Consider the following 24,345-nt stretch of genomic DNA (forward strand, 5'->3'; position numbering starts at 1 on the left):
ACCAGGTAAACTCCTGCGGGTGCGAATCGTTGTTGCAGACTGCTCCGTCGACTACGCAGGGCGTCTCTCGGCGCACCTGCCTCGAGCGAAGCGCGTGCTCATGCTGAAAAACGACGGTAGCATCCTCGTGCACTCGGACGGCGGATCGTACAAGCCGCTGAACTGGATGAGCCCGCCGTGCTCGCACGCGCAGCTCGAACTCGACGAGACGCAGACGAGTGCTGGAATCGTCGAGGCCTGGCAGGTCACCCACAAGAAGACCGCCGACAAGCTGATCGTCTCGATCTTCGAGATCTTCCACGACAGCGCGCACGATCTTGGTGTCGATCCCGGCCTCATCAAGGACGGCGTCGAAGCGCACCTGCAAGAGCTGCTCGCCGATCAGATCGAGCTCGCCGGCGCCGGTCACACCCTCGTGCGCCGCGAGTACATGACCCCGATCGGCCCCGTCGACATCCTGGCGAAAGACGCCGCCGGCGGATCAGTCGCCATCGAGATCAAGCGACGGGGCGGCATCGACGGCGTCGAACAGCTCACCCGCTACCTCGAGCTCATGAATCGGGACCCGAAGCTCGCTCCCGTGACCGGGGTCTTCGCGGCGCAGGAGATCAAACCGCAGGCGCGAACGCTCGCAGAGGATCGCGGAATCCGGTGCCTGCTCCTCGACTACGACGCGATGCGCGGCATGGAAGACCAGAACACCCTGTTTTGAGGCGACTCTGTTCGCCGTTGCGTCTTGACTTGCGACGTTGATGCGCCGGGGCAGCGCACCCCGACGCAGAGCACCGCTACTTCAGGCGCAATTCGTGCATTCTCGAAGTTCATTCATCAGGTATCGGCACTTCGGGCATGGCGTGCGCATCCATGACGGCTTCTTCTCTCGCGCACCAGCCCTGACGGTGCTGCCGTTGCCCGCCCGCTCTGGGAGATCCACCGACCAGGATCCGGGGCGCGACTTGCTCAGCACCGCATGCGGTGCGCCGGAGAGCTGCAGAGCCTCCTGCTCCGTCGAGTAGCCGCAGATGATGCTGCGATAGATTCGCAAATCTGCTCCGTGCCCGCGGACTACTTTCACGTATGACCGTGTTTCCACGATCTCGATGACATCGACATCGTCGAACGCATGCGCGATGAAGTCGCGGTTGGCCGCGGGCGTCTTGCGGGCTTGAAACATCTCCGCCAGTGTCGAGAACGTGCGCTTGTCTTCGTTACCTATTTTCATGTGATTCCATCCGGGGGCGCGAGCCCGCCTGTTCCATGGTCGAATCCCGTTGAGCTTCGTGAGCAAGGGATCTCAGTGCGCTGACGAACGTTGCAGGTTATTTCTCGTGGCGGGTCCGTGTGTCGCAGCGTTCGCTGACTTCGTCGTGCAGAGAACATGTCACGGCGCCGGACTGAGAAGGCGTTCCCACGCCTCGAAACCACTCTAACCCTTTGACGCGCTTCACGGCGCTGTGCGGCACCCGCTACCAGGCGGGAGCAACTGCGCAAGGGGTGTTCGTTTGCCCTGACGCACCGGTACTCTTTGGTGCATGAGGAACCTATGGACAGTCGTCGTCATCCTTCTCGTCCTCTGGGCGATCCTTTCCGTGATCGGCTTCGTATTCAAAGGGCTGCTCTGGCTCGCGATCATCGGCATCATTCTCTTCCTGGGAACCTTGATCGTCGGCGCCATCAAGGGCCGCGTCAAGAAGCCGTAACCGCCCTGGCGAATCGTCGACCGCGCACCTCCCAATGTCACGTCGGCCGAGCCGCAATCTCGTCCAGAGAATGCATGTTCCAGCATGAATACCACTAGCTGAACGGCGAGTTTGCGCACTCTCGCCTAGAACTGGCCCGCACTATGCAATGCTTCGAGCATGGGGTATCTGATTCACGGGGGACAAGAGTTCGAATTCGACGACCGATTGCTGCTGCACATGAAGTTCGTCATCGGACAGAAATTGCGCAAACAGGAGTGCTTCTTCCTGAGTTGGAGCCGCGGTGCGGCGGAGGGAAGCGGGCGCGTGTCCGTGTGGATGTCGCCGTACATCGAGTTGGCGTTCCGCTTCTCGGGGGGCCGAGAGCCCGAATACAATCAACGCTGGTTGAAGGTGCTCACCGCGCTTTCGCACAGCCCACGCGGCCTGGTCGTACTCTCTGAGGAAGACGCCGAGAAGTACGCGAAGAAGAATCCCGATCTGCTCTGATCGATCGCGGCGCACGCGTCAGCCTCCCCGCCGATATGTGCGATGGGGAGGCTGACGCGGCTGCACCAGACGGGCGCGCGGGCCCGGCCGCTTACTCCGGTTCCGCCGCGGCGCCCGGATCCTGCTGATCGGGAACGCCAGGAGCGACGGGGCTATCGAGCCCGGTGCCGACCTCGTGGTCATCCGCGAGCGGCTGCTCCGGGGCGTCGGGATCGGCGAGGGGACTATTGCCCTCGGCGCCGAGATGCCCGCCTTCGGCCCCCGTGCGGTCGGGATCGTTCAGATTCGTCGACATGATCCTGCTCCTTCCAGAAGATATGGGTTGCAGTACGGTGCGACTCAGTCGGTCGTCGTCTCGGATTCCGCGTCGCGCGGAGACTCTCCCCGCTCGGCACCCTGATCCTTCTTGCGTTCATCCGCGGCTTCGTTGCGCGCGCGCTTCACGGCGTTCTTCGTGTTGTCCGCTGCATCATCGAGCATGCTCATACTGAACTCCTTTCCGAATTGGAGTTCCAGCTTCTGCCACTTCTGGGGGAGCCGACAGGGGGTTGCGCGGCACCGTTCAGCGCAACGCGGTTCAGTGCACTCAGCTCTCACGCACTGACACGCTCAGCGATCCACCGCACGCCGTCGCGCCTCACCGCGAGCTCGAGCTGCTCAGCGCCTCCGTCTCGACGCACTGTGCAGCGCCAGCCCGTGTGCCGCTCGGCGACGTGCGTGATGAGCGGATGCATATGCCCATCAGGCACCTCGACGATCGGACGCGGTTTGCCTTCGACGCGCCATCGCGCGCGCTCGAACACCAGACGAGCAGGTCGACCGTCGACCATCCAGACGACGACGGTGTCATCTCGCAGCGGCATTTTCGGGCCGATCACTGATTCGAACATATGTTCGATGGTAGACGATGCTCCGCCGTGCTGCGAGACGCGGGTCAACGCCTGCCCGACGTCGGCAACCCAGGAAGCTGCGGCGACCGCGTCGGCCAGGGCACCGCTTGTTCCGCCTCCTCACGCGTCGCATAGATGCCCACCATGCGCTGCCGGTGGCGTACCGGATGCCACGCGAGAAGCAGATAGCGGGCCTCACCTGAGGTGTCACGAATTCCGCGAATCACCGCCTTTGGATACTGCGCGAACTCTCGCATGACGATCCACTCGTCGCTCGCCACCTGGATCAGATTCGATCGTTCTCCCACGAGCAGCAGCGTACGAGCGGCCTCCGACGTTGTTCGATTACACGCTGCCCGCGGTGCGCCGGCGCACGAAGTCGAGGATCATCGACGCTACTGGTTCAGGGCTGCGGATGATGGCCTCATGACCCCGATCCGGAATCTGCTCGAACTCCCCATGCGGCAGGGCGTGTGTCACCTCGCGCGCCCATGCGTGCGGGCACACGCAGTCGGACTCCCCGCTGAGCACCAGCGTGGGCGCCTCGATGCCGGGGCAGATCTCCTCGATGCGATGCGCCATCATGAACCTGAGCTTGTTGAGGAACCATCGCGGGCTCGTCTTCGCGTACTCCCGGATCCCGAGCAGCAGCACCCTCGGCGACTCCCCCACCAGATCCTGAGCCATGCGCAGCCCCTGCCGCATCGCCGAACGCTCGCTCCGATTCACCGTCGGCGCGATGAGGACGAGCGCTTCCACGAGCTCGGGGTGGCGGAACGCGACTTCTGCGACGATCTGCGTGCCCATCGAGTGCCCGACGAGCACAGCAGGGGTCGAGGCCCGATCGCGCACGAACTGCGCGACCACTTCGGCCGTCTGCTCGAGCGTGGCAGCAGAACCCGGCTCGGGCGAGTTTCCGAAGCCGGGCAGGTCGACCGCGAGCACGCGCCCTTCGGCGGCGAGCTCGGAACCGATCCCGTCGAACACGATCCTTCCCATCCCGATGCCGTGCACCAGCACGAAGGTACGGTTCGATGCGCTCTCGGATTCCGGGGTCTCGCCGTACGACATCGACACCGGGCCGAGGTCGAAGGTGAGGTCGCGGGCTGTCATCCGTGCAGAATATCGTTCGTCGATGCGAGCTGTTTCCCATTGCCGGCTCCGAGTCCCGCGATGATGATGTCGAGCCCGCGTTCAAACGATGCATCGAGCGAGACCTCGGGATCCGCGGGCGCTCGGGAGCCGAAGCCCGCGTGCCGTTCACCCGCGTCGATGAGGGCGCCGAGCGAGGCCGCCTGCCGATGTGTCTGGGTCGACTGCGCCTGCCCGAATGTATAGAAGAGCAGTGCGCGCGCGCCATCCGTTCCGACCCACTCTGCGAGGCGCCGTTCGACCGCGGACGACCCGAGCCTGAACGCGGCTGCGGTGGCGACGACGTCAGCGCCATCGCGCACGGCCAGCATCGCCCCGCGCATCGAGACGCACGTGCTTCTGGCGCGATCCACGTCAGAAGCTGCGGCATGAGCGTGCGCATTCGCGCCGACGCCCGCTCCGGCCGCGTCGCCCTCGAGCACGCCCCCGACGATCACGTCAGCCATGCGCGCGAGCAGGCTCTGCTTGTTCGGCACGTGATGGTAGAGCGCGCTCGGCTGCACATCGAGCTCAGCAGCGACCCGCCGCATCGAGCAGCCCTCGAGCCCGTGCGCGTCGAGCACGCGCAGCGCTGCAGCGACGACGTCGGCCACCGTGTTGCGCATCCGCACAGCCTAGCGCTAACCTGAACACCGTTCACCCGAACACTGTTCAGGTTCATCTCCCCGCCCGGCGAGCCGAGAGCACTGACGCACCCCTCGGCCGCCTGGCGGCCCGACCCCCGGAGGCCTCGTGACCGCTCCAGATCTCACCGCCGCCCCGCAGGGCTCCCCATCCGCTGCGCGCCGTCGTCACGTCGCCACGGACCTCGCCCTCATCGCGGCGTTCGCGGCGCTCATCGCCGTGTGCTCGATCATCCCGGGAATCAGCCTGGGCCCCGCGTCCATCACCATGCAGACCCTCGCGGTCATGCTCGCGGGTGCGGTGCTCGGTGCGAACCGGGGCCTGCTCGCGGTGCTGCTGTTCATGGCTGTGGGCGCTGCGGGCCTCCCCGTGTTCAGCGGAGGATCGGCGGGCCTCGCTCCGTTCGCCGGCCCCACCGTGGGGTACCTCGTCAGCTTCCCGCTCGCCGCATGGCTCATCGGCTTCATCGTCGAGCGGCTGCCCCGCCGCAAGCTCGCGACGAGCATCCCGCTCTTCTTCGCCGCCGGCCTCGTCGCGAACCTCGTCTTCGTGCACACGCTGGGGCCACTCGGCCTCGCCTGGCGCGCCGACATGAGCATCGGCGCCGCGTTCCTCTTCGATCTCGCCTTCTGGCCCGGCGATCTCGTAAAAACGCTGATCGTCGCGATCGTCGCAACCGCTGTGCACCGGGCGTTCCCGGCCCTCCTTCCGCGACGATGACCGTTCCAGAGACGGGCGCGGATGCGAGCAGTTCGATCGAACTGCGGAACGTCGTGGTCACGGCGCCGACCGCGAACGACGACGTCACCATCCTCCATCCCACCTCCCTCTCGCTCGGCGAGCGCCGCATCTCCGTGATCGGCGGCAACGGATCGGGCAAGTCGACACTCGCCCGCCTCGTGAACGGGCTGGTCGAGCCGAGCGCCGGCACCGTGGGCATCGAGCTCCACGAGGGCGGCGCCCGACGCTCACTCGACACGCGTCGAGACGGGGCCGCCGTTCGCCGAAACGTGGGTTTCGTCTTCACCGACCCCTCGGCGCAGCTCATCATGCCGACCGTCGTCGAAGACGTCTCTCTCTCGCTCCGACGCAGTCATCGCGACCGTGTCGAGCGTCATGCCGCGGCTCTGACAGCCCTCGAACGCTTCGGCCTGCGGCAGCTCGCAGACCACAGCGTGCACACCCTGTCGGGCGGCCAGAAGCAGCTGCTCGCCATCGCATCGGTACTCGCGACCGACCCGGCGATCCTCGTCGCCGACGAACCCACGACCCTGCTCGACCTGCGCAACGCGCGCATGATCGGCGATCTCCTCCTGTCACTCCCGCAACAGGTGGTCGTGGTGACCCACGACCTTGAGCTCGCGGCCCGTGCCGACCGCACGCTCGTGATCGACGGCGGTCGCGTCACCTTCGACGGCCACCCGGCAGCGGCGATCGCGCACTACCGGAACACGGTCTCGCGGTGACCGGGGCCTCTCCCCTCGGGGAGTACATCGCCCGCCGAGGTCCCCTGCATCGCGTGACCCCCGGCGTCAAGCTCATCGGCCTGTTCGTGTTCGCAATCGCGATCATGGCTGTCAGCGGCACGATCTGGACCACATGCGGGCTCGCAATCGCCGTCGCCGCCGCCATCGTCGCCGGCCTGCGCGGCCCCGATTTCTGGCGCGTCGCCCGCCGCTTTGCGGTGATCGCGGTGCCGTTGCTGGTGTTCACCGCCACGAGCGCCGCGTTCGGCCGAGACGGCGGATGGGGGCCGGCCGGGCTCGAACTGCCCGGCCCCGCAGCGTGGGCAGCGGGGTTCTCGCGAGGCTACTCCGTCATCGGCGACCTCTTCGCTCTCGTGCTCGTCGCGAGCGCAGTGACCGCGAGCACCGCCGTCGAAGACATGCTCGACACGATCACCCGCGCTCTCGCGCCGCTCCGTCGCTTCGGCGCGAAACCCGAGCGCGTCGCACTCGCGTTCTCACTCGTCATCCGCGCCATACCGAGCATTCTCGGCATCGCGCACGAAACGGCGGCAGCGGCGCGGGCGCGGGGACTCGAGCGGGATCCGCGTGCGCGCGTCGTGCCGCTCGTGCTGCGCACCGTCGCCCACGCTCAGGTCACCGGAGAGGCCCTCGCCGCACGAGGTATCGGGGAGGAGTGACGCCGTAGGCTAGTGCGCATGACCGAGCAGTCGCCGATTCCTGATGATGTGCACGCCGACTACGCGAACGAGGCCGTGCGGCGCGCGTTGACCGCCCTGCAGCAGACCCCTGACTACGTGCACCTCGCCGCCTTCTTGACCGCTTTGCGCGACGGCTACCTGGTGGTCGATGTGACGGGGGCGCCCTCGAAGAAGAAGGGGCACCGCGTGCGCACCATCCGGTCAACGACCGGCAAGCCTGTACTGCCGATCTTCACCTCGATGGCCGAACTGCGCGCCGTCGCTCCAGCGAGTCGCGGCCACCAGGTGAAGGGCGCGGTCATGCCGGCCCGCGACGCACTCGCACTCATCGGGAGCGATCGCTTCGTGGCGGCCGAATTCGACAAGGCGTCAGCAGCACTCGTGCTGCTGCGCAAGTACGTGACGCTCGCCGCCGGCGACGAGGAGATCACCGCCGAGCTGCTCGAAGGCATGAAGTAGCGCGCCCGGGGTCACGCCGCAGGCTTCATGCCGAAGGCTCTCACCGCCTGCACGAGGCCGAGCACGAGCATCGAGACGCCCAGGAGCAGCCAAAGGGTGACGGCGGCAAGCAGCGGAGTGATGATGAGCGTCGCACCCGCGAGCACACTGATCACGCCGTGGATGATGCCCCAAGCGCGGCTCGGCGCCGCCTTCAGCGTGCTGAATGCGAGTGCGCCCTCGAAGAGCCAGAGCGCCCCCACCGTTACTGAGAGGAAAACGGTGAGGAGCGCGGCGGTCGCGCCGAGATTCACGAGCATCACGACGCCGCCGATGATGTAGAGCAGGCCGAGCACGATGCGACCCGTGCGCGCCCACCCGCCGAACATTTGAGTGAATACCGCCGAGCTGATGTAGACGACGCCGACGATCAGAGCGTACGCGGCGGCGAGCGCCGCGACGATCTGCATGGTCACGGCGCCCGACTTCGCCGGGAAGAAGATGATGAGCAGGCCCAGCACGATGGCGATGAGCCCGCCGATGCCGAGTGCGGTGCGGAGCCCGCCTCTGGACGTGTGCTCTGCAGTCGTTGCAGTGGACATCACGGTCTCCTTCGATCTGGGCGTGGGGCGCCCCCGCACCTCACTGCCCATTGTGACCGAACATCACCTCGAGCACGAGTGCGCACCGAGCCGAATGTCGGCCCGGTGCACACTCATTCACCGCGTCTCGCCGTTGAATGTCCACTGCTCCCTCGGCACGCCTTCGACGGTCACCCACGTATCCGGCCGCTTGCCGTCGGGCCCGGTGCAGTACTCGGCCACCACGTCGTCGATGGCGACGGCAAGTCGTCTCGCCAGATCCGGATCCTGCTGCAGGCGGTGCTCGAACATTTTCACGTTCACCAGTGGCATGGGCGCTCCTCACTTCCAGACCCGCGCGAAGCGGGCGTTCCGTTCGGCACGAGCCGCGAGCGCCTCGTCCATCGTGACGGCCACGAAGCGCACCTTCGCACCCGGAGCCATGCGCGCGAAGAGGTCCATGTCGGCGCTGATCACCGTTGCCGCTTGCGCGTACCCGCCGCCCGAAACGGCATCGCAGTGCAGCACGATCGGCTGCGTGCCGCCGGGGATCTGGATCGAGCCGACCGCGTAGCCCGCATCGGTGATGTTCGACGGGTCCTGCCCGGCGCCGAACGGCTGCTCTTCGCGCTTCCACTCCGCCCCCGGGCCGTCGAAGCGGAGCCCCATGCGGTCGGCGACCGGTGTCAGCGTCCACTCCGCTCCCGTGAGGTTCGCGAGACCCTCCTCAGTGAGCTTGTGGTCGTACAGCCCGAGCATGATGCGGACGGCCACCTCGCGGTCGTACGACGGCAGCAGATCCTCGGGAATCGATTCCAGCACGGGCAGTTCGCGAGGCGTCGCTTCGCCGACCGGCAGCACGTCTCCCGCCTGCACGGCGCGCCCCTCGAACCCGCCCAGCTTGCCGATGGGATAGGTGGATCTCGAACCCAGCACGCGGGGAACGTCGATGCCTCCGGCCACCGAGACGAAGAACTTCGAGCCGCCGCGGAGCATGCCGAAGGAGAGCTCGTCTCCCGCTTCGAGCACGAGACGCGCGTTCTGCGGCGCGGGTTCACCGTTGACGAGTACTTCGACGGGCGCACCGGTGACGGCGATCACCGCCCGAGCATCCGTCTTGAGCTGGGGTCCCAGGTAGGTGCACTCGAGCACGGCAGCATCAGCGGTGTTGCCGACGAGGCGGTTGCCGAGTGCCGCCGCGTACTGGTCCATCGCGCCGCCCTGCGGGATCCCGAAACGGTAGTAGCCGAAGCGACCGCGATCTTGCACGGTTGTTGCGAGTCCGGGGGAAAGTACCTCAAGCGACATCGAGAGCCTCCAGGAGAGTGCGGTTGTACGCGTCGGGATCGGCGAGCGCTTCGGCCAGGGTGAAGCGCACCGGCGCCTGCTTGTACCGGTAGGTTCCGGCCTCGACCTCGGCCTGGATCTCGGTGTACTCGGCTTCGTCGATCGGACGGTACTTCACGATGTCTCCGGTGCGGAACAGCACCATGAAGTCGGCGAAGTCGGCGAGCTTCTGCTCCGGGTCGAAGATCGGGCTCGGGGTGATGCCGAGCATCTGGTATCCGCCGGCTCCGCGGACGGAGTAGTGCGCGGTGAAGCACCCGCCGTACCCGAGCGTGAGCGGCGGCGTGTCGGTGCGCGGGCTCAGGTACTTGGGCACCTGCAGCTGCCGCTCCCTCGGGGTCAGCTGGAAGAGGAACGGGAGGCCGGCGACGAAGCCGACCATGGAGACCAGCCAGGGCGTCTCGTGGTGGCGCTGAATGAACTCGGCCGCGTTCGCGAGGCCGTTCACCTCGGCGCTGTAGTCGAGGTCGGACCCCTCCGGCCGTTGGTGGTAGCCCTCGCGGAACCGGGTCTCGGTCTCGCTCGTGAACGGGTCGTCGTACCAGACGGGAACCTCGATGATGCGGGTTTCCAGCTCCTGCACCGTCGCCTGCTTGACCTCCGCTTCGAGAGCTTGCACAGCGCGCTCGAGGTCGGAGTGCCGCAGTTCGTCCGGGTTGAAGCGGATGAGCAGTGATGCGTTCGCGGGGCAGATGTCGACGATGCCGTCGAGCTCCTGCTCTTCGAGTCCCGCTGCCATGGCGTTCGCGACGAAGTTCGCCTCGAGCGACATGTCGGGGGCGATTTCGACGAGTAGGAACTCGTCGCCGCCCCAGCTGTATCGCGCGTGCTCGGTGAGCGTCATGCGGATTCTCCTAACAGTCCGGGAACCGATTCGATGGTCGTCGTGTGATGCGTGGCCGAGCGGAAGTCGTCGAGGGCGACCAGCCGGCGCATGAGGGGCACCGTCGTGCTGATTCCTGCGATCTCCGTTTCATCGAGCACCCGAGCGGCGCGCGCGAGCGCGTGGTCGCGGTCGACGTCCCACACGATCAGCTTGCCGAGCAACGAGTCGTAGAACGGCACGACGGTCTGGCCCGCCCGGAATCCGAAGTCGGCGCGCACGCCCGGCCCGCCCGAGAGATCGAGCGATTCGATGCGGCCGGGGCTCGGCATGAAGTTGTTGTTCGGATCTTCGGCGTTGATGCGGAACTCGAAGGCGTGTCCGTCGAGACGGATATCCGCTTGCGTGTACCCGAGCTTCTCGCCCGCCGCGATGCGCAGTTGCTCGCGCACGAGATCGATGCCGGTGATGGCCTCGCTGATCGGGTGCTCCACCTGCAGTCGCGTGTTCATCTCGATGAAGGCGATCTCCTGGCGCTCGGGATCGTACAAGAACTCAACGGTGCCGGCGCCGGTGTAGGCCGTCTGACGCGCGAGCTGGACCGAGGTCGCGCGCATCAGCTCGCGCAGATCGTCCGGGAGCCCGGGAGCCGGGGCCTCTTCGATGACTTTCTGCTGCCGACGCTGCATCGAGCAGTCGCGATCGCCGAGGTGCACCCAGCTCTCGCCGTCGCCGAAGATCTGCACCTCCACGTGCCGCGCGTGCGTCACGAAGCGTTCGAAGTACACGTCGCTCGAGTTGAACGCTGCGAGCGCCTCGGCCTGCGCGACCTCGACCGTGCTCCGGAGATCGGCGCGGGCGTTGATGCGACGGATCCCCCGGCCCCCTCCGCCCGCGGATGCCTTCACGACCAGCGGATAGCCAATGCCCTCTGCGAGCGCTTCGAGATCCCCTGAGACGTCGAGCACTCCGTCCGTGCCGGCGAGCACGGGCACCCCGGCCTCGATGGCGGCCTGGCGTGCGCGCGCCTTGTCTCCCATCAGGTCGATCGAATCCGGGTTCGGGCCGACCCAGATGAGGCCCGCCTCCTGCACCTTGCGCGCGAATCCCGCGTTCTCGGAGAGGAACCCGTATCCGGGGTGCACTGCGTCGGCGCCGGTGTCGACGGCGGCGGCGATCACCGCGTCCTGGTTGAGGTAGCTGAGCCCGGCGGGAGCGGGGCCGATGACCACGCATGCGTCGGCGTACCGTGCCGCGTCCGACTCCCGGTCGGCTTCGCTCGCCACCGCGACGGTCGCGATGCCCATCTCCTTCGCCGCTCGGATGATCCGCACAGCAATCTCGCCGCGGTTCGCGATCAACAGTTTCTTCAAGGTGTGTCCTTCACTCGATTCGGAGGTCTTCGGTGGACGAGCGGCGGCTGTCAGTCGATCGTCGCGATGACGTCGCCCGGGCCGACCATGCCGAGATCCTCGACCGCGAAGGATGCCAGCACGCCGGCGGTGTCGCTGCGCACCTCGGTGAACTGCTTCATGATCTCGATGACGCCGACGGTCTGACCGGCTTCGACCGAGTCGCCCTCCTCGACGAACGGATCCTTGTCGGGGGCGGGTCGGCGATAGAAGATGCCGGGAATGGGGGCGATGATCTGTGAACTCATGGAATCTGCTTTCTTCAGGGAATCGAGGAGGGGTCGCGGCGGAACCGTGGGATCGCTGCGTCGCCGGTGGGCGGCGGCCGAGCGGCGGCGCGCGGCTACCCGTCGACCACGGCGCGCACGGCCGTCGCCACTTCGACGGCGTTCGGGGTGTCGGAGTGCACGCAGATGCTGCCGAACGAGATCGGAAGCTCAGTGCCGTCGACCGCCAAGATGGTTCCGGTATCGAGCGCTCGCCGTGCCCGTTCCGACGCCGCGACGATATTCGTCTCGTGCGGCTGCCGCAGGATGATCAGCCCTCCGTCGGCGTTGTAGTCGAGGTCGACGTACAACTCGCCGACGAATTCGACGCCCTCGCGCTCCGCGACGCGCTGATGCGCGGAACCCGCGATCCCGAACACGGGAACACCGAAGTCGCGCGCGACCTTGACGGCGCCGAGCATGAGCGCCTCATCGCGCGCGAGCATCCCGTAGAGCGACCCGTGAGGCTTGATGTGGTTGAGAGGCAGGTCGTACTTCCGCAGGAATCCGGCGAGGGCGCCGACCTGGTACCGGATGAGGCTCTCCACCTCGTCGGGCGTGAGCTTCATCTCCCGGCGTCCGAACCCGACGAGATCGGGAAGCCCGGGGTGGGCGCCGACGCGAACGCCGCGCTGCTGCGCGAGCGCCACCGTCGCATCCATGGTTCCCGGATCGCCCGAGTGGAAGCCGCACGCGACGTTCGCAACGTCGATGAGCGACATGAGGGCCGGGTCGTTGCCGAAGGTGTGGAGACCGAAGGCCTCGCCCATATCCGAGTTCACCGAAACCGAGTCACTTCGCTGTGATGTCATAGCCCCCAAGCTACGCGGAGCGTCACGCGAGCGTTATTATGCAGTTGCAAGAAATTTCAGATGTGATTTGTGCAAGCGCGAGAGGATGCCCGATGCGCGTCGCCGACCTGCTGACCGAGCACTCCCTGCAACTGCGGCTGGAGACGCCGACCGGACCCGACCGACTGAGCCAGGAGATCGTGCGCTGCGCGCCGACCGAGCACCTAGATCCGACCCCGTTTCTCGACGCCAACGTGCTGCTCCTGACCTCGGGGATCGGCATGAACTTCTCGGAGGAGAGCATCTGGGACGGCTACGTGGAGCGGCTCACCCGCGTGCCGGTCGCCGCGCTGGCGTTCGCGGTCGGCGCCGCGCACGATTCGCTGCCGAAAGGCTTGATCACGGCCTGCACGGCTCACGACCTGCCACTGCTCGAAGTGCCGACCACCGTCCCACTCCTCAAGATCGATCAGCACGTCGAGGGCATGCTGCAAGCGGAGCGCATCGCCCTGCTCGACCGCGGCTGGCTGCTCGCCGACGAGTGCGCGCGCCTCGCCAGCCAGGGCGCGGAGATCTCGACGCTGCTCGCGGCCATGTACGCCGCGCTCGAGCTCCCCATCGCCGTGTACGACGCGTTCGATTCGCTGATCGCGCAGTACCCGGAGACGGTGACGTGGCGCACGGGCGCCGCACGAGCGTCGCAGCCGGACACCGTCACCGTGCCGCTGCCGATGGGTCTCAGCAACTCCTGCCAGCTCGCGGTGCGCCTCTACGGCTCATCCGCGGAGGTCGAGGCGCTCCTCGCTCCTGTCACCTCGATCCTCGCCCTGCAGCTGAACCGTTCGGTCGTGGTCGATGCGAGCAGCCATCAAGACATGCTGCGCTTCGTCAATCGCTGCGTCGCCTGGTCCGAGTCCACCAGGAGCGACGTCGCCAACGCGTTTCACGAACTGGGTCTGAGCCGTCGCGCCGAAACGACGCTGCTCGTCGCAGACATGAGCGGCGAGCACGCCGCCGCAGCCTGGAAGCTCCGCGTCGCACTGCACGACACGTTCCACGACGTTCGCGTCGCCGAACTCGATGAACAGCTCATCGCCTTGGCCCAGTTTCCTCGCGAGGAGTTCAGCGAGGTTTCGAAACGACTGCTGGGAATCGAGCCGGTGCTGCCGCTCGTGCTGCGCGGGCCGGCCCGCACGATCGACGAGCTGAGGATCGCACTCGTCCATGCGCTCAACCTCATCAGGCACGTGTCGGCTCCCGTGCTGGCGCCCGTGCTCGGTCTGAGCGCAGTCGTGGCCGCCGCAGCCGGGCGGGGGGCACGCGAATCGGCCGAGCGATTTCTCGCCCCCCTGCTCGAACACGACGAGCACCGGGCGACCGAGTTGCTGCCGACGCTGCGGACCTGGTTGCGCAACGACGCCCAGCCGTCGCGCACCTGCGAGGAGCTCTATATCCACCGCAATTCGCTGAGCTACCGGCTGCGCCGCATCGAGGAGCTGCTCGGCATCTCGCTCGACACGCTCGACGGCCGCGCCACGTGCCTCATGGCGCTGCGGCTGGTGGAGATCGAGCCGTACTAACCGCTGCTGTCTGCACTACCCGACCACCTTGATCAGGCCGGTGCGGCTCACCGGGTTGGTCTTCCAGAGGATTCCGTAGACGAGTGCCGCCGAGATCGCCGTCAATATCGGCCCCCAGGTCGCGCCGATGCCGGCGAGGTCCGGGTTGAACGTACCGAGCTGCAGCATGACGATGCCGACGAGCGTCGCCACCACCCACGCGATCAGACCGTTGTTGTTGAACGCCTTGTAGTGCTGGTCGCCGATCGCCGAGTGCTCCTCGTTCTGCCAGCGACCGAGCAGGATGTGGGTCAGCGCGATCGCGACCCAGGCCGTGACGAGCACGCCCTGCCACGCGAGCGCGATGAGCAGGTACTCCACGACGGGCAGCAGCATGAAGAGGAAGATGATGACGGACGACAGCAGCACCCACACGATGTTCGGCATGTTGATCTTGAACACCTTCTCCCCGAACGCCCGCAGGTTCGCGGCGCCGAGGAAGTAGTTCGCGGTGTTGATGCGCGTCTGCGTCGCGATCACGACGATCAGGCCCAGGATGCCCATGAGACTCACGAGACCGCCGGCCAGACCGGTTTCCGAGGCTTCGAGCCCGGGGATCGTGAAGGTCAGGAAGATGCCGACGAACGCCGAGAAGCCGTAGGCGAGCACGTAGAACAACGGGCCGAAGGTGACGCGCTGGTGGTACGTGATGTCCTTGCGCTTGCCGAGCGAGGCGAAGTCCATGGTGAACATCATCATGATCCAGACGCCCATGTACCCTGCGAAGGTCGCCAGCCAGCCAGGGCCGCCCATCGACAGCGGGACGGGAACGTCAGGCGCCTGCGTGAGCCACGTATCCGTGAACCCGTACTGCACCCCCGCCCAGATCACGGCGGCCACGAGGCCGAAGAAGTAGATCGGCATCAGAATGCCGTTGATCTTGTCGAGGAAGCGCCGCACTCCGCCGATGATGAGCGGTGTCGAGTAGACGACGACAACGAGGCTCCACACCCACATCTCGCCGCCGAACGCGGTCATGAACGCGTAGGCCACGATGGAGCCCTCGAAGACCGCGTAATAGATCGCGATGAGCGCGAAGATGATCATCGCGATGGCCGATCCGGCATTGCCGAGGATCGTCCGCGAGAACTGGGCGACCGTTGTGCGGTTGTTGATCGCGTAGCGCGACAGCACGCTGTTGATGAGTCCGTAGGCGATGATCGTCAGCACGATGCCGATGATCGCGTTCAGCGTGCCGTACGCCGAAGCCATCGCGGCGCCGATGTAGACGAAGAAGAAGGCACTCGCCGTGCCGTACCACGCCATCGTCAATCGGCCACGGCTCATCTGGTCTTGGTCGTCGCCCGTTCGGGCGAGTGCATCGGTCGCTTCGACGTCGTCGTTGCTCCCGGTGAGGTTGATTGTCACGGTCCGTACCTCCATTGGTATTGGGTGTGAGTGGGCGTCGCCATCTCATTGTGATAAGTCGAGACCCGATGAAGTACTGTGCAGGAGCCGGAAGGGCCGGGACATTCTCTGGCATTTGCACAAACCGCAACGAGCGGCGTGCCCCATCGAATACCGGCCCTTCCCTCCCCTCCAGGATGAAACGCGCTGCAGCAGCTCGCTAGGCAGCCCAGTGCGAGGCGGATCGCCGCACCATCTGCTCCCGGTGCTGTCGTGTGGTCTCGACGAAGAGCTCGCCGGTGCCCCAGTCGAGAATCACGCCGTGCCGCCGGATCACATCGAGCAGATCGATCTCCCCGGCGCGGTACTGCTCGGCGATGCGCTCGGGGTCCTCCTCGAGCCACCCCCGGCGATGCGTGCGGATGTGCGCTCGCTGCTCGGCGGTGCGCTCCCGATCGATCTCGTACTGGTCGAGATCGGGATCGATCGGGATGATGACGACGCCGTAATCGGCCGCTGCCCGCTCGATCGAGACGTAGTCGTCGATCACGTCTTCCAGCACCTCATCGGGCGTGCGGTCGAGGGGATCTCCGAAGCCGCCACCGCCCGCCGAAGGCCGGTAGAAGGTGTCGCCGGGTTGCACCGGGACCGAGGAGAAGATGGAGCCGAGGAACCGTTCGTTCTCGGTGTCGCGATTGAGCCAGACGCCGTGCGGGATCGATGGCAGGCCGCCCTCGATGCCCCACGTGATGGAGCGTGCGCGGTCGCAGCAGTAGCTCATCACCGAGGCGTCAGCATCGGTGAGCGTTCCGCCCTTCTCCACGCCGCAGCCGCCGCGGAACCGGCCTGGGCCGCCGGAATCGGTGCCGATGCGGTGCATGGTGGTGAGGACCGGGGTGAGTCGTTCCTGACCCTCGCACGCCTGCACCGCGAGCCCGACGCCGAACACTGGCGCCGTCGCCGTCGAACCGTCTTTGGAGGAGCGGCCGCCCCAGCCGCCGGCCATCCAGTCGTACCACATGAAGTACGGGTTCTCCTCGCGTCGGGAGTCGCGCCCGCCCACGAGCAGATACTCGAGGTTGAACGCACACGCCATCGCCCGCTCCGGCATGATCTGCGACCAGATCTCGAAGATCCCGTTCATCAGCTTCTCGTACGGCCCGGAGCAGAAGCCGGTTACAGCATGGGGCCAGCCGGCGTTGACCACCGTGCCCTCCGGGCCGATCTCAGCGGTGACGGCAGCGTAGAAGCCGGAGTTCAGCGGCACATCGGGGAAGAACGTCTTCGTGCCGGCGTAGATCGCGGAGAAGGTCGTGCCGTAGCCGGAGTTCAAGAAGGTGTCGACAACGCCGGCGCTGCCCTCCAGGTCGTAGTGGATACCTTCCCCATCGAGCGTCATGACGATCTTCACCGGCACGAGCCCCTCGGCTTTGCCAGGATCGAGGTCGAGGTAGTCGACCGTCTCCCAACGCCCCTGGGGCAGGTCGACCAGCCGGCGTCTCACGGTTCGCTCGACGTAGTCCTGCGTCTCCTGCATGGCGAGCTCCACGGTGTCGGTGCCGTACCGATCGACGAGGCGCAGCACTTCCCGTTCGCAGACCGCAGTCGCTTCCGACTGAGCATGCAGATCGCCGAGCGCCTGCTCGGGTGCGCGCGTGTTCGCGACGAGCAGTTGCGCCACATCGTGCAGGAAGACTCCCTTCGACCACACGCGGATCGGGGGAATGCGCAGCCCCTCGCCGAAGTGCTCGGACGCGGAGACATCGAACGAACCGGGCACCTTGCCCCCGATGTCGGCCCAGTGGCCCTTGTTCTGAGCGAATGCGATAATCCGCCCTTCGGAGAAGACCGGGCGCACGAACGAGACGTCGTTGAAGTGCGTGCCACCACGATAGGGGTCATTGATCGCAAACACGTCTCCGGGGTGGATGTCTCCGTCGAACTGCTCGATCACCGCCTTGGCCTGGAAGTGCAGCGTGCCGACGTGCACCGCGATGTCGCCAGAACCCTGCATCACCGTGTTGCCGCGCGCATCGCAGAGCGCGGAGGAGAAGTCCCGCGAATAGATAACGAAGGAATAGCACGTGCGGAGGATCTGCTCACTCATCAGGTCGACGCTGGTGGCGAATGCGTTCTTCAGCACCTCGAACGTCACGGGGTCGAGGGTGGTCTGCCGGGTGCGAACGGTGTCGGGGGCACTGACCTGGGTCAGGGTGTCAGTCATCAGTTGGTCTCCTCGAGATGAATGCGAATATTGAGCCACTCGTCGATCTCGGCGTTCGTGTGCGGCGGCACAACAGTGGTCGAGTCGAGCTGATTGATGATGGCGGGGCCCCCGAAGACCGTGCCCGCGGCGAGCGCGTCGCGATCGTAGACCGGCGTATCGAGCCAGCCGTCGGACCCGAAGTAGACATCGCGGCGATCCTCCGGCTCCCCCGGAGCCTGCTCGACCACCTCCGCCGGCCTGAACGACGGCTTGGGAATCTTGCCGACGGCCGTCAGGTGGAGTTGATACACCTCGACCGGCGCGTCATCCTGCCGGAACGCGAACTCCCGCTCGTACTGCTCGTGGAACGTGCGCACCGCCTGCTCAACGGCGCCCGGACCCGAGCCCATCGGCACCTGGAGCGACCGCCATTGCCCCTGGTACCGCATCGAGATCTTGCGCTGCAGCAGCCCGTCGGCTTCGGCGACGCCCTCGTGGCGCAGGCGGGCCGACGCCTCGTTCTCGAGTGCGACGAACTCCTGCTCGATGCCCTCCTCATCCGCCCCCGAGGCGAGACCGGTGTACATATGCGCGAAGTCGTGCTGAATGTCGACGAGCAGGCACCCCATGGCGGAGGTCACTCCGGGACTGGGCGGGACGACGACCGTCGGGATCCCGAGCTCTCTGGCCACGTCGGCGCCGTGCAGCGCTCCGGCGCCGCCGAAGGCCAGCAGGGCGAAGTCGCGGGGGTCGTATCCGCGCCGGATCGAGACCAGGCGCACCGCGTCAGCCATATTGGCGTTCGCAACAGCGACGATCGCGTGGGCCGCCTCCGCGAGCTCCATGCCCAGCGGCTCGGCGATCGCGCGGGTGATCGCGGCCTCTGCGAGCGATTTCTGCAGGTGCTTCGCGCCACCGGCGAGCGACGTGCCGAGCCGGCCGAGCACGACGTTGGCGTCGGTGTTCGTGGGTGCGTCGCCGCCCGCGTCGTAGCACGCCGGGCCGGGGTCGGCCCCGGCGGACTGCGGGCCGTTGCGCAGCGAGCCGGCGATGTCGATGTGCGCGAGCGAGCCGCCTCCCGCGCCGATGGTGAGCACCTCGATCGAGGGGAAGATGATCGGGTGGCCGTACTCCACCTGCCACTCCTGGGAGACGCGCAGTTCCCCGTCCGCGACGAGCGCGATGTCGGTGGACGTTCCGCCCATGTCGAGGCTCACCGCGTTGTCGTACCCGCACTGCTGCGCGATGTGCTTCGCCGAGATCGCTCCGGCGGCGATGCCTGAGGCGGCGAGCCGCACCGGGAACTTCTCGACGAGTCGGGGCGTCATGGAGCCGCCGCCCGAGTGCAGGAGCAGGAGATCGCCCCGGTAGCCGCCGTCGGTGAGGCGCGCGGCCAGGCGGTTCACGTACCCCGAGACGAGGGGGGCCAGCACGGCGTTCGCGACGGCGGTGTTGAACCTCGGGTATTCGAAGATCTCGGGGAGCACCTCGGCCGAGGTAGAGACGGTCGCATCGGGAATGGTCTCCTCGATGATCTCCCGCATGCGGGTCTCGTGAGCGGCGTTCGCGTAGGAGTTGAGGAAGCACACGGCGATGGTCTTCACCCCGCGGCGATGCAGCAGCTCGGCGAGTGCGCGCGCCTCGCCCTCGTCGAGGGCGGTGATGGTGTGGCCGTTGTAGTCGATGCGTTCCGTGACCTCGAAGCGATCCCGGCGTCTGATGTACGGTTCCGAGACGTCGTTGTAGGCATCCCAGAGATCGTCTTTCGTGCCGTCCCGGATTTCGAGTACATCGCGGAACCCGCGGGTGGTGACGAGAGCGGCGGCCGGGAAGTTCCGGGTGATGAGGGCGTTCGTCGCCACGGTCGTGCCGTGCGAGAACTGGACGACCTGCGACAGATCGATCTCACCGCGAGCGACGCCGTGCATCACTGCCTCCATCGGATCGCTCGGCGTCGAGGGGACCTTCGTGATGCGCATCTGCTGCGTATCGTCATCGAAGATGCACACATCGGTGAACGTGCCTCCGACGTCGACTGCGACACGGACATGGTTCATGGGCTCCTCCTGGAGTTCATCGTTGAGTTCCGGATGCCTCAACCTTGCTGCGCCTCGTCGCCGGGGTCACTAGAAAATACGAAGCTTTCAGAGCGCCCCCTTGTAGAATCTCCAAAAATCGCATCGAAACCCTCCCTGAAATCTCCCGTTCACACAATGCTCGGAGTACCGCATGACGACGCCGTCCGTTCCGATCACCGAGATCGATCGCCTCCGCACCACGCTCGACATCACGAACGCCCTGCTCTCCGCGGTCGCCTCCACCGACCCGGTGCACGCCCTGACGTCCCGCATCGCGACGCTCTGCAAGGGCACCGCCGTCATCTACGATTTCGAGGGCACGATCGTCGCGAGCACCGGCGAGGCACCCACCCAGCTCATCTGGAACGAGGTGGCGGCGACGCACCGCCGCGAGCTCCAGCTGTCGATCGGGCGGTGGGCGGTGCGCACGCGGCGGGTCGCGCTCAGGGACGGCGTGCACGTCATCGCGATCGCCAGCCGGGGCGCCGACACGCTCGACCAGCTCGGCGAACTCCTCCTCGACACCTCCGAGCGATTGCTCGGCGCCGTCCACGGCATCCAGTACGGCGCGACCCAGCGCGATCGGCGGGACAACGAGCAGCTCATCTCATCGCTCTACGACGGGGTGCTCCCCGCTCGCGAGCACCGCTTCTGGAGTCGGCTCGCGCAATTCCGGTTCCCCGCATACGCCGCCATCCGCACGATCGAGGCGGCGCCGATCGACGGCACGACCGCCACGGAGGGGCACGTCACCCAGTTCCACGCCCGGGCGCGGTCGGAGGAGCTGCCGCTCCTCGCGATGCTGCGACGGGTCGGAATGGACGCCCCGGCGACGCTCTCCGCGATCGTGCCGGATACGCCGGCGAGCGAGCGGTGGCTCGCAGACATCTCACGCCAGTATCTCGTCGGCGTCTCCGCGCCGTTCTCCGCGCTCTCCCGCATCTCCGAGTGCGTGCGCGAAGCGGAGACGGGTCTCGGCATCGCACGTCAATGGGCCGCAGCGGCCACCGCCCCGGAAGGGCTGGGCCCCGTGCTCATCGACCGCATCGACCTCGCCACCTGGCTGCTCTCGCACGTCGACGCGCGCCAGCTGGAGGAGCGGATCCGCACCACGCTGGCCCCCATCGCCGCACCGCAGCTGCGGGAGACCCTCGTCACGTACCTGGCCACCGAGCAGAACGTCACCCGCACCGCTGCAGCACTCTTCGTGCACCCCAACACCGTCCGGTATCGCCTGTCGCGCGTCGAGCAGGCGCTCGGGCAGCCCATCACGTCGTCGTTCGTGCTATCGAACGTGATCCTCGCCCTGTATCCCGAACTCATCGGACTCCGATCCAGTCTCGGCGACGCCGAGCGGGCGTAGGCTGAGGAGCAGGTTCTGCGGTGCCGGCCTCCCGGCGAAGACCGCACCACGTTCGAGGAGGATGCATGAGCAGCGACGCACACGGCACGGGATCACAGGGCGAGGTGCAGCTCGAGAACGAGTTCTTCAGAGTCACGCGATGGACGATCCAGCCCGGGGGCGCGATCCCCATGCACCGGCACGACTTCGAGTACGTCGTCGTGCCGCTCGTCACCGACACGATGCACGTCGTCGCGGCGGACGGCAGCGAGATCGTCGCTGAACTGGTATTCGGGCAGAGCTACACGCGACCCGCCGGTTCCGAGCACCGCGTCGAGAATCGCGGCGACGGCGCGCCGATCGTCTTCGTCGAGACGGAGCGCCTCGCATGAGCGACGGGGCGACCGCCGGCCGCGTCCGCGTGCGCGATGTCGCACCCGACGACCGGGAGACGTGGGCGGAGCTGTACCGCGGCTATCGCGACTTCTACGAGAAACCGCACGACCCAGCGGTGTACGACACGGTCTGGGGGTGGCTCACCGACCCGGCCCACCAGACGCGCGGGCTCATCGCCGAGGTCGACGGCACGCCGGTCGGGCTCGCCCATTACCGCGCCTATGCCCGCCCGATCTACGGCGACAGCGGCCTCTACCTCGACGACCTGTTCACCGCGCCGGATGCGCGCGGCACGGGAGCGGGCACCGCGATCCTGCACCGCCTGGCCGAGATCGCGCGAGACGAGGGCGCATCGCTCGTGCGGTGGATCACCGACGAGAGCAATACGGCCGCCCGCAGCCTCTACGATCGGGTCGCGACGCAGACGCCGTGGGTCACCTACGACCTGCGACCCGCCGAGTAGTCGGCGTCACTTCGACGACTCGCGGAGGCGCTCAGTGCCCGGCGTCGGGGCGGTGCGCCCGTGCACGACCGGAGCGCCCGTCGCATCGACCGCGACGAAGACGATGCGCTCGAGCGTGAGGATCTCGGCACCGGTGACCGCGTTCTCCACACGGCACGCCAAGGTGATCGAGGTGCGGCCGTAGGCGACGATCGAGTAGACGAGCTCGAGCAGGTCGCCCCGGTCGGCGCGCGCCGAGAAGTCGATCGCCGACATGTGCCTGGTCACGACGTCGATGGTGCCGAGCTGCGCGACGGCGACGATCGCCGCCTCCTCGTCGACCCACTGGAGCAGGCGGCCGCCGAACAGCGCCCCGTGCTGATTGAGGTCTTCCGGCTTCACCCATTTGCGGACGATCTGGCGGTACTCGTTCATGCCGTCAGCCTAATGCGGGTGCTCAAACGATCCCCCTGTTAGAGAACGTTCTCCAGGAATCCTTGCGTGCGCAGGTTCTGCGGGGAGTCGAAGACCTGCTCCGGGGTACCGGATTCCACGACGACACCGTCATCCATGAAGACAACGGTGTCTGCCGCGCTGCGCGCAAACCCGATCTCGTGGGTGACGACCACCATCGTGGTTCCCGCTCGCGCCAGGTCTCGCATCACCTCGAGCACGTCGCCCACCAGTTCAGGATCGAGGGCGCTCGTCGGTTCATCGAACAGCATGATCTTCGGCTTCATCGCGAGCGCACGGGCGATCGCGATGCGCTGCTGCTGGCCACCCGACAGTTGCGCCGGGTAGTGACCGGCCCAATCCTCAAGACCCACGTGCGCGAGAAGTTCCATCGCATCGGCGCGCACTCGGGCTTTCGGCCGTCTCGCCACGCCAATCGGAGCCTCCATGATGTTCTCGAGCGCGGTCATATGCGGGAACAGATTGAAGCGTTGGAACACCATGCCGATTTTCCGCCGTTGCTTCGCCACCTCGCGCGGATGCAACTCGTGCAGTTCACCCCGGCGCTCGCGGTAGCCCACGAGCTCTCCGTCGACCGTGATCCTGCCCCCGTTGATCGATTCGAGATGATTGATGCACCGCAGCAGCGTGGATTTGCCCGAGCCAGATGGGCCCAGCAGACAGGTCACCTCACCCGCGTGCACATCCATGTCGATGCCCTTCAAGACCTCGAGCGTGCCGAAGCGTTTCCGCACGCCCCGCAATTGCACCAGTGCGGTGTCATTCAGTGCGATCGAAGACTCGCTGCCGCTGCCGAAAACCGTGGAGTCAGACATGATTCTGTGCCTTTCGCTTGCGCTTGTGCTCCCGCTGCACCTGGATCGACCCGGTATATTCGCGGGCCTTCTGCGCCAGCGTCTGCGGTTGATTCTTCGTACTTCCCCGACCGAAGTAGCGCTCGAGGTAGTGCTGCGGAATCGAGAGCACCGAGACGATCGCGAGGTACCAGATGCTCACCACGATGAGCAGTTCGACCTGACGCAGGTTCTGCGCCGAGATCTGAGTGGCCTGCGTATAGAGTTCGAGGACCGCGATCAGCGACAGCAGTGACGTGTTCTTGATCATCGAGATGAGTTGATTGCCCATCGGCGGGATGATCACCCGCATCGCCTGCGGCAGGAGCACCCGCATGAAGCAGTAGGCAGGGCTCATGCCCAGCGAAGCGGCCGCTTCGCGCTGACCCTCATCCACGGACAGCATGCCCGACCGGACGATCTCCGAGGAGTACGCCGCCTCATTCAGGGTGAGCGCGATGATTCCCGCCACGAGCGCTGTGATCAAAGTGTTGGTGTCGGCCTGCACGAACACGATGTCGGTGAAGGGGATCCCGAGCGTGATCTTGTCGAAGATCAACCCGAAGTAGCCCCAGATCACGATCTGCACGAGCAGCGGTGTCCCGCGGAACGCCCAGACGTACACGGCCGCAACCGCGACCATGACCGGATTGCCGGACATGCGCATGGCCGCGATGATCACCGCGAGAATCGCGGCGCACGTCATGGCGATGACGGTGATGAGCAGCGTGAGTTGCACGCCGGAGAGGATGCGCGGATTGAGGAGATATTCGCCAATCGTGGCGAAATCGATGTTCTCGTTGGTGGCGATCGCTTGCGCGAAGGCGGCGAGGAGGACGATGATCACCGCCGCGCCGACCCATCGGCCCGGCCGCCGGAGCGGACGCACCGCGTTGTCGAACTCGCGACTGGGAGCCGTCGATGCCAT

The 24,345-nt window shown here is 66.6% G+C and carries 31 protein-coding genes; 11 read left to right on the forward strand and 20 right to left on the reverse strand.

Going from position 1 to position 24,345, the window contains the following annotated elements; translation table 11 throughout:
* Positions 1-19: 19 nt before the first annotated feature.
* The gene (nucS, locus tag AB0O71_RS12065) at positions 20-712 is read left to right on the forward strand and encodes an endonuclease NucS (RefSeq protein ID WP_090145545.1); all 693 of its coding nucleotides are present in this window, start codon (positions 20-22) and stop codon (positions 710-712) included.
* An 81-nt stretch (positions 713-793) separates the two neighbouring features.
* Here the strand turns inward: nucS and AB0O71_RS12070 are convergent, their stop codons facing one another.
* The gene (locus AB0O71_RS12070) at positions 794-1,288 is read right to left on the reverse strand and encodes a hypothetical protein (RefSeq protein WP_363745620.1); all 495 of its coding nucleotides are present in this window, start codon (positions 1,286-1,288) and stop codon (positions 794-796) included.
* A gap of 244 nt (positions 1,289-1,532) precedes the next feature.
* On the opposite strand from AB0O71_RS12070, the gene AB0O71_RS12075 reads away from it, so the two are divergent.
* Both AB0O71_RS12075 and AB0O71_RS12080 read left to right on the forward strand, forming a co-directional pair.
* On the forward strand, positions 1,533-1,700 hold the full coding sequence (locus AB0O71_RS12075; RefSeq protein ID WP_346057167.1) for a hypothetical protein: 168 nt from the start codon (positions 1,533-1,535) through the stop codon (positions 1,698-1,700).
* A 159-nt stretch (positions 1,701-1,859) separates the two neighbouring features.
* Complete coding sequence (locus AB0O71_RS12080; protein WP_363745622.1) at positions 1,860-2,189, forward strand: hypothetical protein; 330 nt, start codon at positions 1,860-1,862, stop codon at positions 2,187-2,189.
* A 91-nt stretch (positions 2,190-2,280) separates the two neighbouring features.
* Here AB0O71_RS12080 and AB0O71_RS12085 read toward each other — a convergent pair whose 3' ends face one another.
* The 6 genes from AB0O71_RS12085 to AB0O71_RS12110 all read right to left on the reverse strand — a co-directional run bounded on the left by AB0O71_RS12085 (position 2,281) and on the right by AB0O71_RS12110 (position 4,836).
* Positions 2,281-2,484 carry a hypothetical protein gene (locus AB0O71_RS12085; RefSeq protein WP_363745624.1) on the reverse strand — a complete coding sequence of 68 codons (204 nt, stop codon included), beginning with the start codon at positions 2,482-2,484 and terminating at the stop codon, positions 2,281-2,283.
* A 44-nt stretch (positions 2,485-2,528) separates the two neighbouring features.
* The gene (locus tag AB0O71_RS12090) at positions 2,529-2,675 is read right to left on the reverse strand and encodes a hypothetical protein (RefSeq protein ID WP_363745626.1); all 147 of its coding nucleotides are present in this window, start codon (positions 2,673-2,675) and stop codon (positions 2,529-2,531) included.
* A gap of 107 nt (positions 2,676-2,782) precedes the next feature.
* Positions 2,783-3,079 (reverse strand): hypothetical protein, encoded by a 297-nt coding sequence (locus tag AB0O71_RS12095; RefSeq protein WP_363745628.1) that lies wholly within the window; start codon positions 3,077-3,079, stop codon positions 2,783-2,785.
* A gap of 44 nt (positions 3,080-3,123) precedes the next feature.
* Positions 3,124-3,387, reverse strand: coding sequence for a hypothetical protein (locus tag AB0O71_RS12100; RefSeq protein WP_363745630.1), 264 nt, complete (start codon positions 3,385-3,387; stop codon positions 3,124-3,126).
* Positions 3,388-3,424: 37 nt separating this feature from the next.
* A complete protein-coding gene (locus AB0O71_RS12105) occupies positions 3,425-4,192 on the reverse strand; it encodes an alpha/beta hydrolase (RefSeq protein WP_363745632.1) in 768 nt (255 codons plus the stop codon).
* A complete protein-coding gene (locus tag AB0O71_RS12110) occupies positions 4,189-4,836 on the reverse strand; it encodes a TetR family transcriptional regulator (RefSeq protein WP_363745634.1) in 648 nt (215 codons plus the stop codon). Before AB0O71_RS12110 ends, AB0O71_RS12105 begins: the two co-directional genes overlap by 4 nt.
* A gap of 127 nt (positions 4,837-4,963) precedes the next feature.
* On the opposite strand from AB0O71_RS12110, the gene AB0O71_RS12115 reads away from it, so the two are divergent.
* The 4 genes from AB0O71_RS12115 to AB0O71_RS12130 are packed head-to-tail and all read left to right on the forward strand — an operon-like array spanning position 4,964 to position 7,481.
* Positions 4,964-5,575, forward strand: a complete 612-nt coding sequence (locus tag AB0O71_RS12115) for a biotin transporter BioY (RefSeq protein WP_363745636.1) — start codon at positions 4,964-4,966, stop codon at positions 5,573-5,575.
* Positions 5,572-6,321, forward strand: coding sequence for an ABC transporter ATP-binding protein (locus AB0O71_RS12120; RefSeq protein ID WP_363745638.1), 750 nt, complete (start codon positions 5,572-5,574; stop codon positions 6,319-6,321). Before AB0O71_RS12115 ends, AB0O71_RS12120 begins: the two co-directional genes overlap by 4 nt.
* Positions 6,322-6,374: 53 nt before the next feature.
* Positions 6,375-7,001 (forward strand): energy-coupling factor transporter transmembrane component T, encoded by a 627-nt coding sequence (locus AB0O71_RS12125; RefSeq protein WP_363745640.1) that lies wholly within the window; start codon positions 6,375-6,377, stop codon positions 6,999-7,001.
* 18 nt (positions 7,002-7,019) lie between these two features.
* Positions 7,020-7,481, forward strand: a complete 462-nt coding sequence (locus tag AB0O71_RS12130; RefSeq protein ID WP_363745642.1) for an SseB family protein — start codon at positions 7,020-7,022, stop codon at positions 7,479-7,481.
* Positions 7,482-7,492: 11 nt separating this feature from the next.
* Here the strand turns inward: AB0O71_RS12130 and AB0O71_RS12135 are convergent, their stop codons facing one another.
* The 7 genes from AB0O71_RS12135 to pxpA form a co-directional block, all read right to left on the reverse strand.
* Positions 7,493-8,062 carry a DUF308 domain-containing protein gene (locus AB0O71_RS12135; protein ID WP_363745644.1) on the reverse strand — a complete coding sequence of 190 codons (570 nt, stop codon included), beginning with the start codon at positions 8,060-8,062 and terminating at the stop codon, positions 7,493-7,495.
* 117 nt (positions 8,063-8,179) lie between these two features.
* A complete protein-coding gene (locus AB0O71_RS12140) occupies positions 8,180-8,374 on the reverse strand; it encodes a hypothetical protein (protein WP_363745646.1) in 195 nt (64 codons plus the stop codon).
* A gap of 9 nt (positions 8,375-8,383) precedes the next feature.
* Positions 8,384-9,349, reverse strand: coding sequence for a biotin-dependent carboxyltransferase family protein (locus tag AB0O71_RS12145; protein WP_363745648.1), 966 nt, complete (start codon positions 9,347-9,349; stop codon positions 8,384-8,386).
* A complete protein-coding gene (locus AB0O71_RS12150) occupies positions 9,339-10,232 on the reverse strand; it encodes a carboxyltransferase domain-containing protein (RefSeq protein ID WP_363745650.1) in 894 nt (297 codons plus the stop codon). Before AB0O71_RS12150 ends, AB0O71_RS12145 begins: the two co-directional genes overlap by 11 nt.
* Positions 10,229-11,584: an acetyl-CoA carboxylase biotin carboxylase subunit gene (locus tag AB0O71_RS12155; RefSeq protein ID WP_363745652.1), complete on the reverse strand. Its 1,356-nt coding sequence runs from the start codon at positions 11,582-11,584 to the stop codon at positions 10,229-10,231. Before AB0O71_RS12155 ends, AB0O71_RS12150 begins: the two co-directional genes overlap by 4 nt.
* Positions 11,585-11,634: 50 nt before the next feature.
* Positions 11,635-11,871, reverse strand: a complete 237-nt coding sequence (locus tag AB0O71_RS12160; protein WP_090145587.1) for an acetyl-CoA carboxylase — start codon at positions 11,869-11,871, stop codon at positions 11,635-11,637.
* Positions 11,872-11,966: 95 nt separating this feature from the next.
* Positions 11,967-12,701 carry a 5-oxoprolinase subunit PxpA gene (gene pxpA / locus AB0O71_RS12165; RefSeq protein WP_363745654.1) on the reverse strand — a complete coding sequence of 245 codons (735 nt, stop codon included), beginning with the start codon at positions 12,699-12,701 and terminating at the stop codon, positions 11,967-11,969.
* A 92-nt stretch (positions 12,702-12,793) separates the two neighbouring features.
* Here pxpA and AB0O71_RS12170 point away from each other — a divergent pair, with 92 nt between their 5' ends.
* A complete protein-coding gene (locus AB0O71_RS12170) occupies positions 12,794-14,260 on the forward strand; it encodes a helix-turn-helix domain-containing protein (RefSeq protein WP_363745656.1) in 1,467 nt (488 codons plus the stop codon).
* A 15-nt stretch (positions 14,261-14,275) separates the two neighbouring features.
* Here the strand turns inward: AB0O71_RS12170 and AB0O71_RS12175 are convergent, their stop codons facing one another.
* The 3 genes from AB0O71_RS12175 to AB0O71_RS12185 form a co-directional block, all read right to left on the reverse strand.
* Positions 14,276-15,667: a permease gene (locus tag AB0O71_RS12175; RefSeq protein WP_363745658.1), complete on the reverse strand. Its 1,392-nt coding sequence runs from the start codon at positions 15,665-15,667 to the stop codon at positions 14,276-14,278.
* Between the two features lie 199 nt (positions 15,668-15,866).
* The gene (locus AB0O71_RS12180) at positions 15,867-17,870 is read right to left on the reverse strand and encodes a hydantoinase B/oxoprolinase family protein (protein ID WP_363745660.1); all 2,004 of its coding nucleotides are present in this window, start codon (positions 17,868-17,870) and stop codon (positions 15,867-15,869) included.
* On the reverse strand, positions 17,870-19,909 hold the full coding sequence (locus tag AB0O71_RS12185; RefSeq protein WP_363745662.1) for a hydantoinase/oxoprolinase family protein: 2,040 nt from the start codon (positions 19,907-19,909) through the stop codon (positions 17,870-17,872). The genes AB0O71_RS12180 and AB0O71_RS12185 overlap by 1 nt, the downstream gene beginning before the upstream one ends.
* A gap of 172 nt (positions 19,910-20,081) precedes the next feature.
* On the opposite strand from AB0O71_RS12185, the gene AB0O71_RS12190 reads away from it, so the two are divergent.
* The 3 genes from AB0O71_RS12190 to AB0O71_RS12200 all read left to right on the forward strand — a co-directional run bounded on the left by AB0O71_RS12190 (position 20,082) and on the right by AB0O71_RS12200 (position 22,131).
* Complete coding sequence (locus AB0O71_RS12190; RefSeq protein WP_090145601.1) at positions 20,082-21,293, forward strand: helix-turn-helix domain-containing protein; 1,212 nt, start codon at positions 20,082-20,084, stop codon at positions 21,291-21,293.
* 65 nt (positions 21,294-21,358) lie between these two features.
* A complete protein-coding gene (locus tag AB0O71_RS12195; RefSeq protein WP_090145604.1) occupies positions 21,359-21,664 on the forward strand; it encodes a cupin domain-containing protein in 306 nt (101 codons plus the stop codon).
* Complete coding sequence (locus tag AB0O71_RS12200) at positions 21,661-22,131, forward strand: GNAT family N-acetyltransferase (protein ID WP_363745665.1); 471 nt, start codon at positions 21,661-21,663, stop codon at positions 22,129-22,131. Before AB0O71_RS12195 ends, AB0O71_RS12200 begins: the two co-directional genes overlap by 4 nt.
* A 6-nt stretch (positions 22,132-22,137) precedes the next feature.
* Here the strand turns inward: AB0O71_RS12200 and AB0O71_RS12205 are convergent, their stop codons facing one another.
* The 3 genes from AB0O71_RS12205 to AB0O71_RS12215 are packed head-to-tail and all read right to left on the reverse strand — an operon-like array spanning position 22,138 to position 24,345.
* Positions 22,138-22,545, reverse strand: a complete 408-nt coding sequence (locus AB0O71_RS12205; protein WP_090145610.1) for a hotdog domain-containing protein — start codon at positions 22,543-22,545, stop codon at positions 22,138-22,140.
* Positions 22,546-22,583: 38 nt separating this feature from the next.
* Positions 22,584-23,399 (reverse strand): amino acid ABC transporter ATP-binding protein, encoded by an 816-nt coding sequence (locus AB0O71_RS12210; RefSeq protein WP_363745667.1) that lies wholly within the window; start codon positions 23,397-23,399, stop codon positions 22,584-22,586.
* Positions 23,392-24,345 (reverse strand): amino acid ABC transporter permease, encoded by a 954-nt coding sequence (locus AB0O71_RS12215; protein ID WP_336662175.1) that lies wholly within the window; start codon positions 24,343-24,345, stop codon positions 23,392-23,394. Before AB0O71_RS12215 ends, AB0O71_RS12210 begins: the two co-directional genes overlap by 8 nt.

Source organism: Leucobacter sp. NPDC077196, assembly GCF_040687075.1.
Taxonomy (GTDB): domain Bacteria; phylum Actinomycetota; class Actinomycetes; order Actinomycetales; family Microbacteriaceae; genus Leucobacter.

Excerpts from the sequence above, each read along its gene's own strand:
- AB0O71_RS12120 (WP_363745638.1), top strand. The coding sequence starts at position 5,572 with ATGACCGTTCCAGAGACGGGCGCGGATGCGAGCAGTTCGATCGAACTG.
- AB0O71_RS12080 (WP_363745622.1), top strand. The coding sequence starts at position 1,860 with ATGGGGTATCTGATTCACGGGGGACAAGAGTTCGAATTCGACGACCGA.
- AB0O71_RS12110 (WP_363745634.1), bottom strand. The coding sequence starts at position 4,836 with ATGCGCAACACGGTGGCCGACGTCGTCGCTGCAGCGCTGCGCGTGCTC.
- AB0O71_RS12215 (WP_336662175.1), bottom strand. The coding sequence starts at position 24,345 with ATGGCATCGACGGCTCCCAGTCGCGAGTTCGACAACGCGGTGCGTCCG.
- AB0O71_RS12145 (WP_363745648.1), bottom strand. The coding sequence starts at position 9,349 with ATGTCGCTTGAGGTACTTTCCCCCGGACTCGCAACAACCGTGCAAGAT.
- AB0O71_RS12090 (WP_363745626.1), bottom strand. The coding sequence starts at position 2,675 with ATGAGCATGCTCGATGATGCAGCGGACAACACGAAGAACGCCGTGAAG.
- pxpA (WP_363745654.1), bottom strand. The coding sequence starts at position 12,701 with ATGACATCACAGCGAAGTGACTCGGTTTCGGTGAACTCGGATATGGGC.
- AB0O71_RS12195 (WP_090145604.1), top strand. The coding sequence starts at position 21,359 with ATGAGCAGCGACGCACACGGCACGGGATCACAGGGCGAGGTGCAGCTC.
- AB0O71_RS12105 (WP_363745632.1), bottom strand. The coding sequence starts at position 4,192 with ATGACAGCCCGCGACCTCACCTTCGACCTCGGCCCGGTGTCGATGTCG.
- AB0O71_RS12075 (WP_346057167.1), top strand. The coding sequence starts at position 1,533 with ATGAGGAACCTATGGACAGTCGTCGTCATCCTTCTCGTCCTCTGGGCG.
- AB0O71_RS12095 (WP_363745628.1), bottom strand. The coding sequence starts at position 3,079 with ATGTTCGAATCAGTGATCGGCCCGAAAATGCCGCTGCGAGATGACACC.
- AB0O71_RS12170 (WP_363745656.1), top strand. The coding sequence starts at position 12,794 with ATGCGCGTCGCCGACCTGCTGACCGAGCACTCCCTGCAACTGCGGCTG.
- AB0O71_RS12205 (WP_090145610.1), bottom strand. The coding sequence starts at position 22,545 with ATGAACGAGTACCGCCAGATCGTCCGCAAATGGGTGAAGCCGGAAGAC.
- AB0O71_RS12150 (WP_363745650.1), bottom strand. The coding sequence starts at position 10,232 with ATGACGCTCACCGAGCACGCGCGATACAGCTGGGGCGGCGACGAGTTC.
- AB0O71_RS12185 (WP_363745662.1), bottom strand. The coding sequence starts at position 19,909 with ATGAACCATGTCCGTGTCGCAGTCGACGTCGGAGGCACGTTCACCGAT.
- AB0O71_RS12085 (WP_363745624.1), bottom strand. The coding sequence starts at position 2,484 with ATGTCGACGAATCTGAACGATCCCGACCGCACGGGGGCCGAAGGCGGG.
- AB0O71_RS12180 (WP_363745660.1), bottom strand. The coding sequence starts at position 17,870 with ATGACTGACACCCTGACCCAGGTCAGTGCCCCCGACACCGTTCGCACC.
- AB0O71_RS12190 (WP_090145601.1), top strand. The coding sequence starts at position 20,082 with ATGACGACGCCGTCCGTTCCGATCACCGAGATCGATCGCCTCCGCACC.
- AB0O71_RS12140 (WP_363745646.1), bottom strand. The coding sequence starts at position 8,374 with ATGCCACTGGTGAACGTGAAAATGTTCGAGCACCGCCTGCAGCAGGAT.
- AB0O71_RS12135 (WP_363745644.1), bottom strand. The coding sequence starts at position 8,062 with ATGTCCACTGCAACGACTGCAGAGCACACGTCCAGAGGCGGGCTCCGC.
- AB0O71_RS12200 (WP_363745665.1), top strand. The coding sequence starts at position 21,661 with ATGAGCGACGGGGCGACCGCCGGCCGCGTCCGCGTGCGCGATGTCGCA.
- AB0O71_RS12160 (WP_090145587.1), bottom strand. The coding sequence starts at position 11,871 with ATGAGTTCACAGATCATCGCCCCCATTCCCGGCATCTTCTATCGCCGA.
- AB0O71_RS12210 (WP_363745667.1), bottom strand. The coding sequence starts at position 23,399 with ATGTCTGACTCCACGGTTTTCGGCAGCGGCAGCGAGTCTTCGATCGCA.
- AB0O71_RS12130 (WP_363745642.1), top strand. The coding sequence starts at position 7,020 with ATGACCGAGCAGTCGCCGATTCCTGATGATGTGCACGCCGACTACGCG.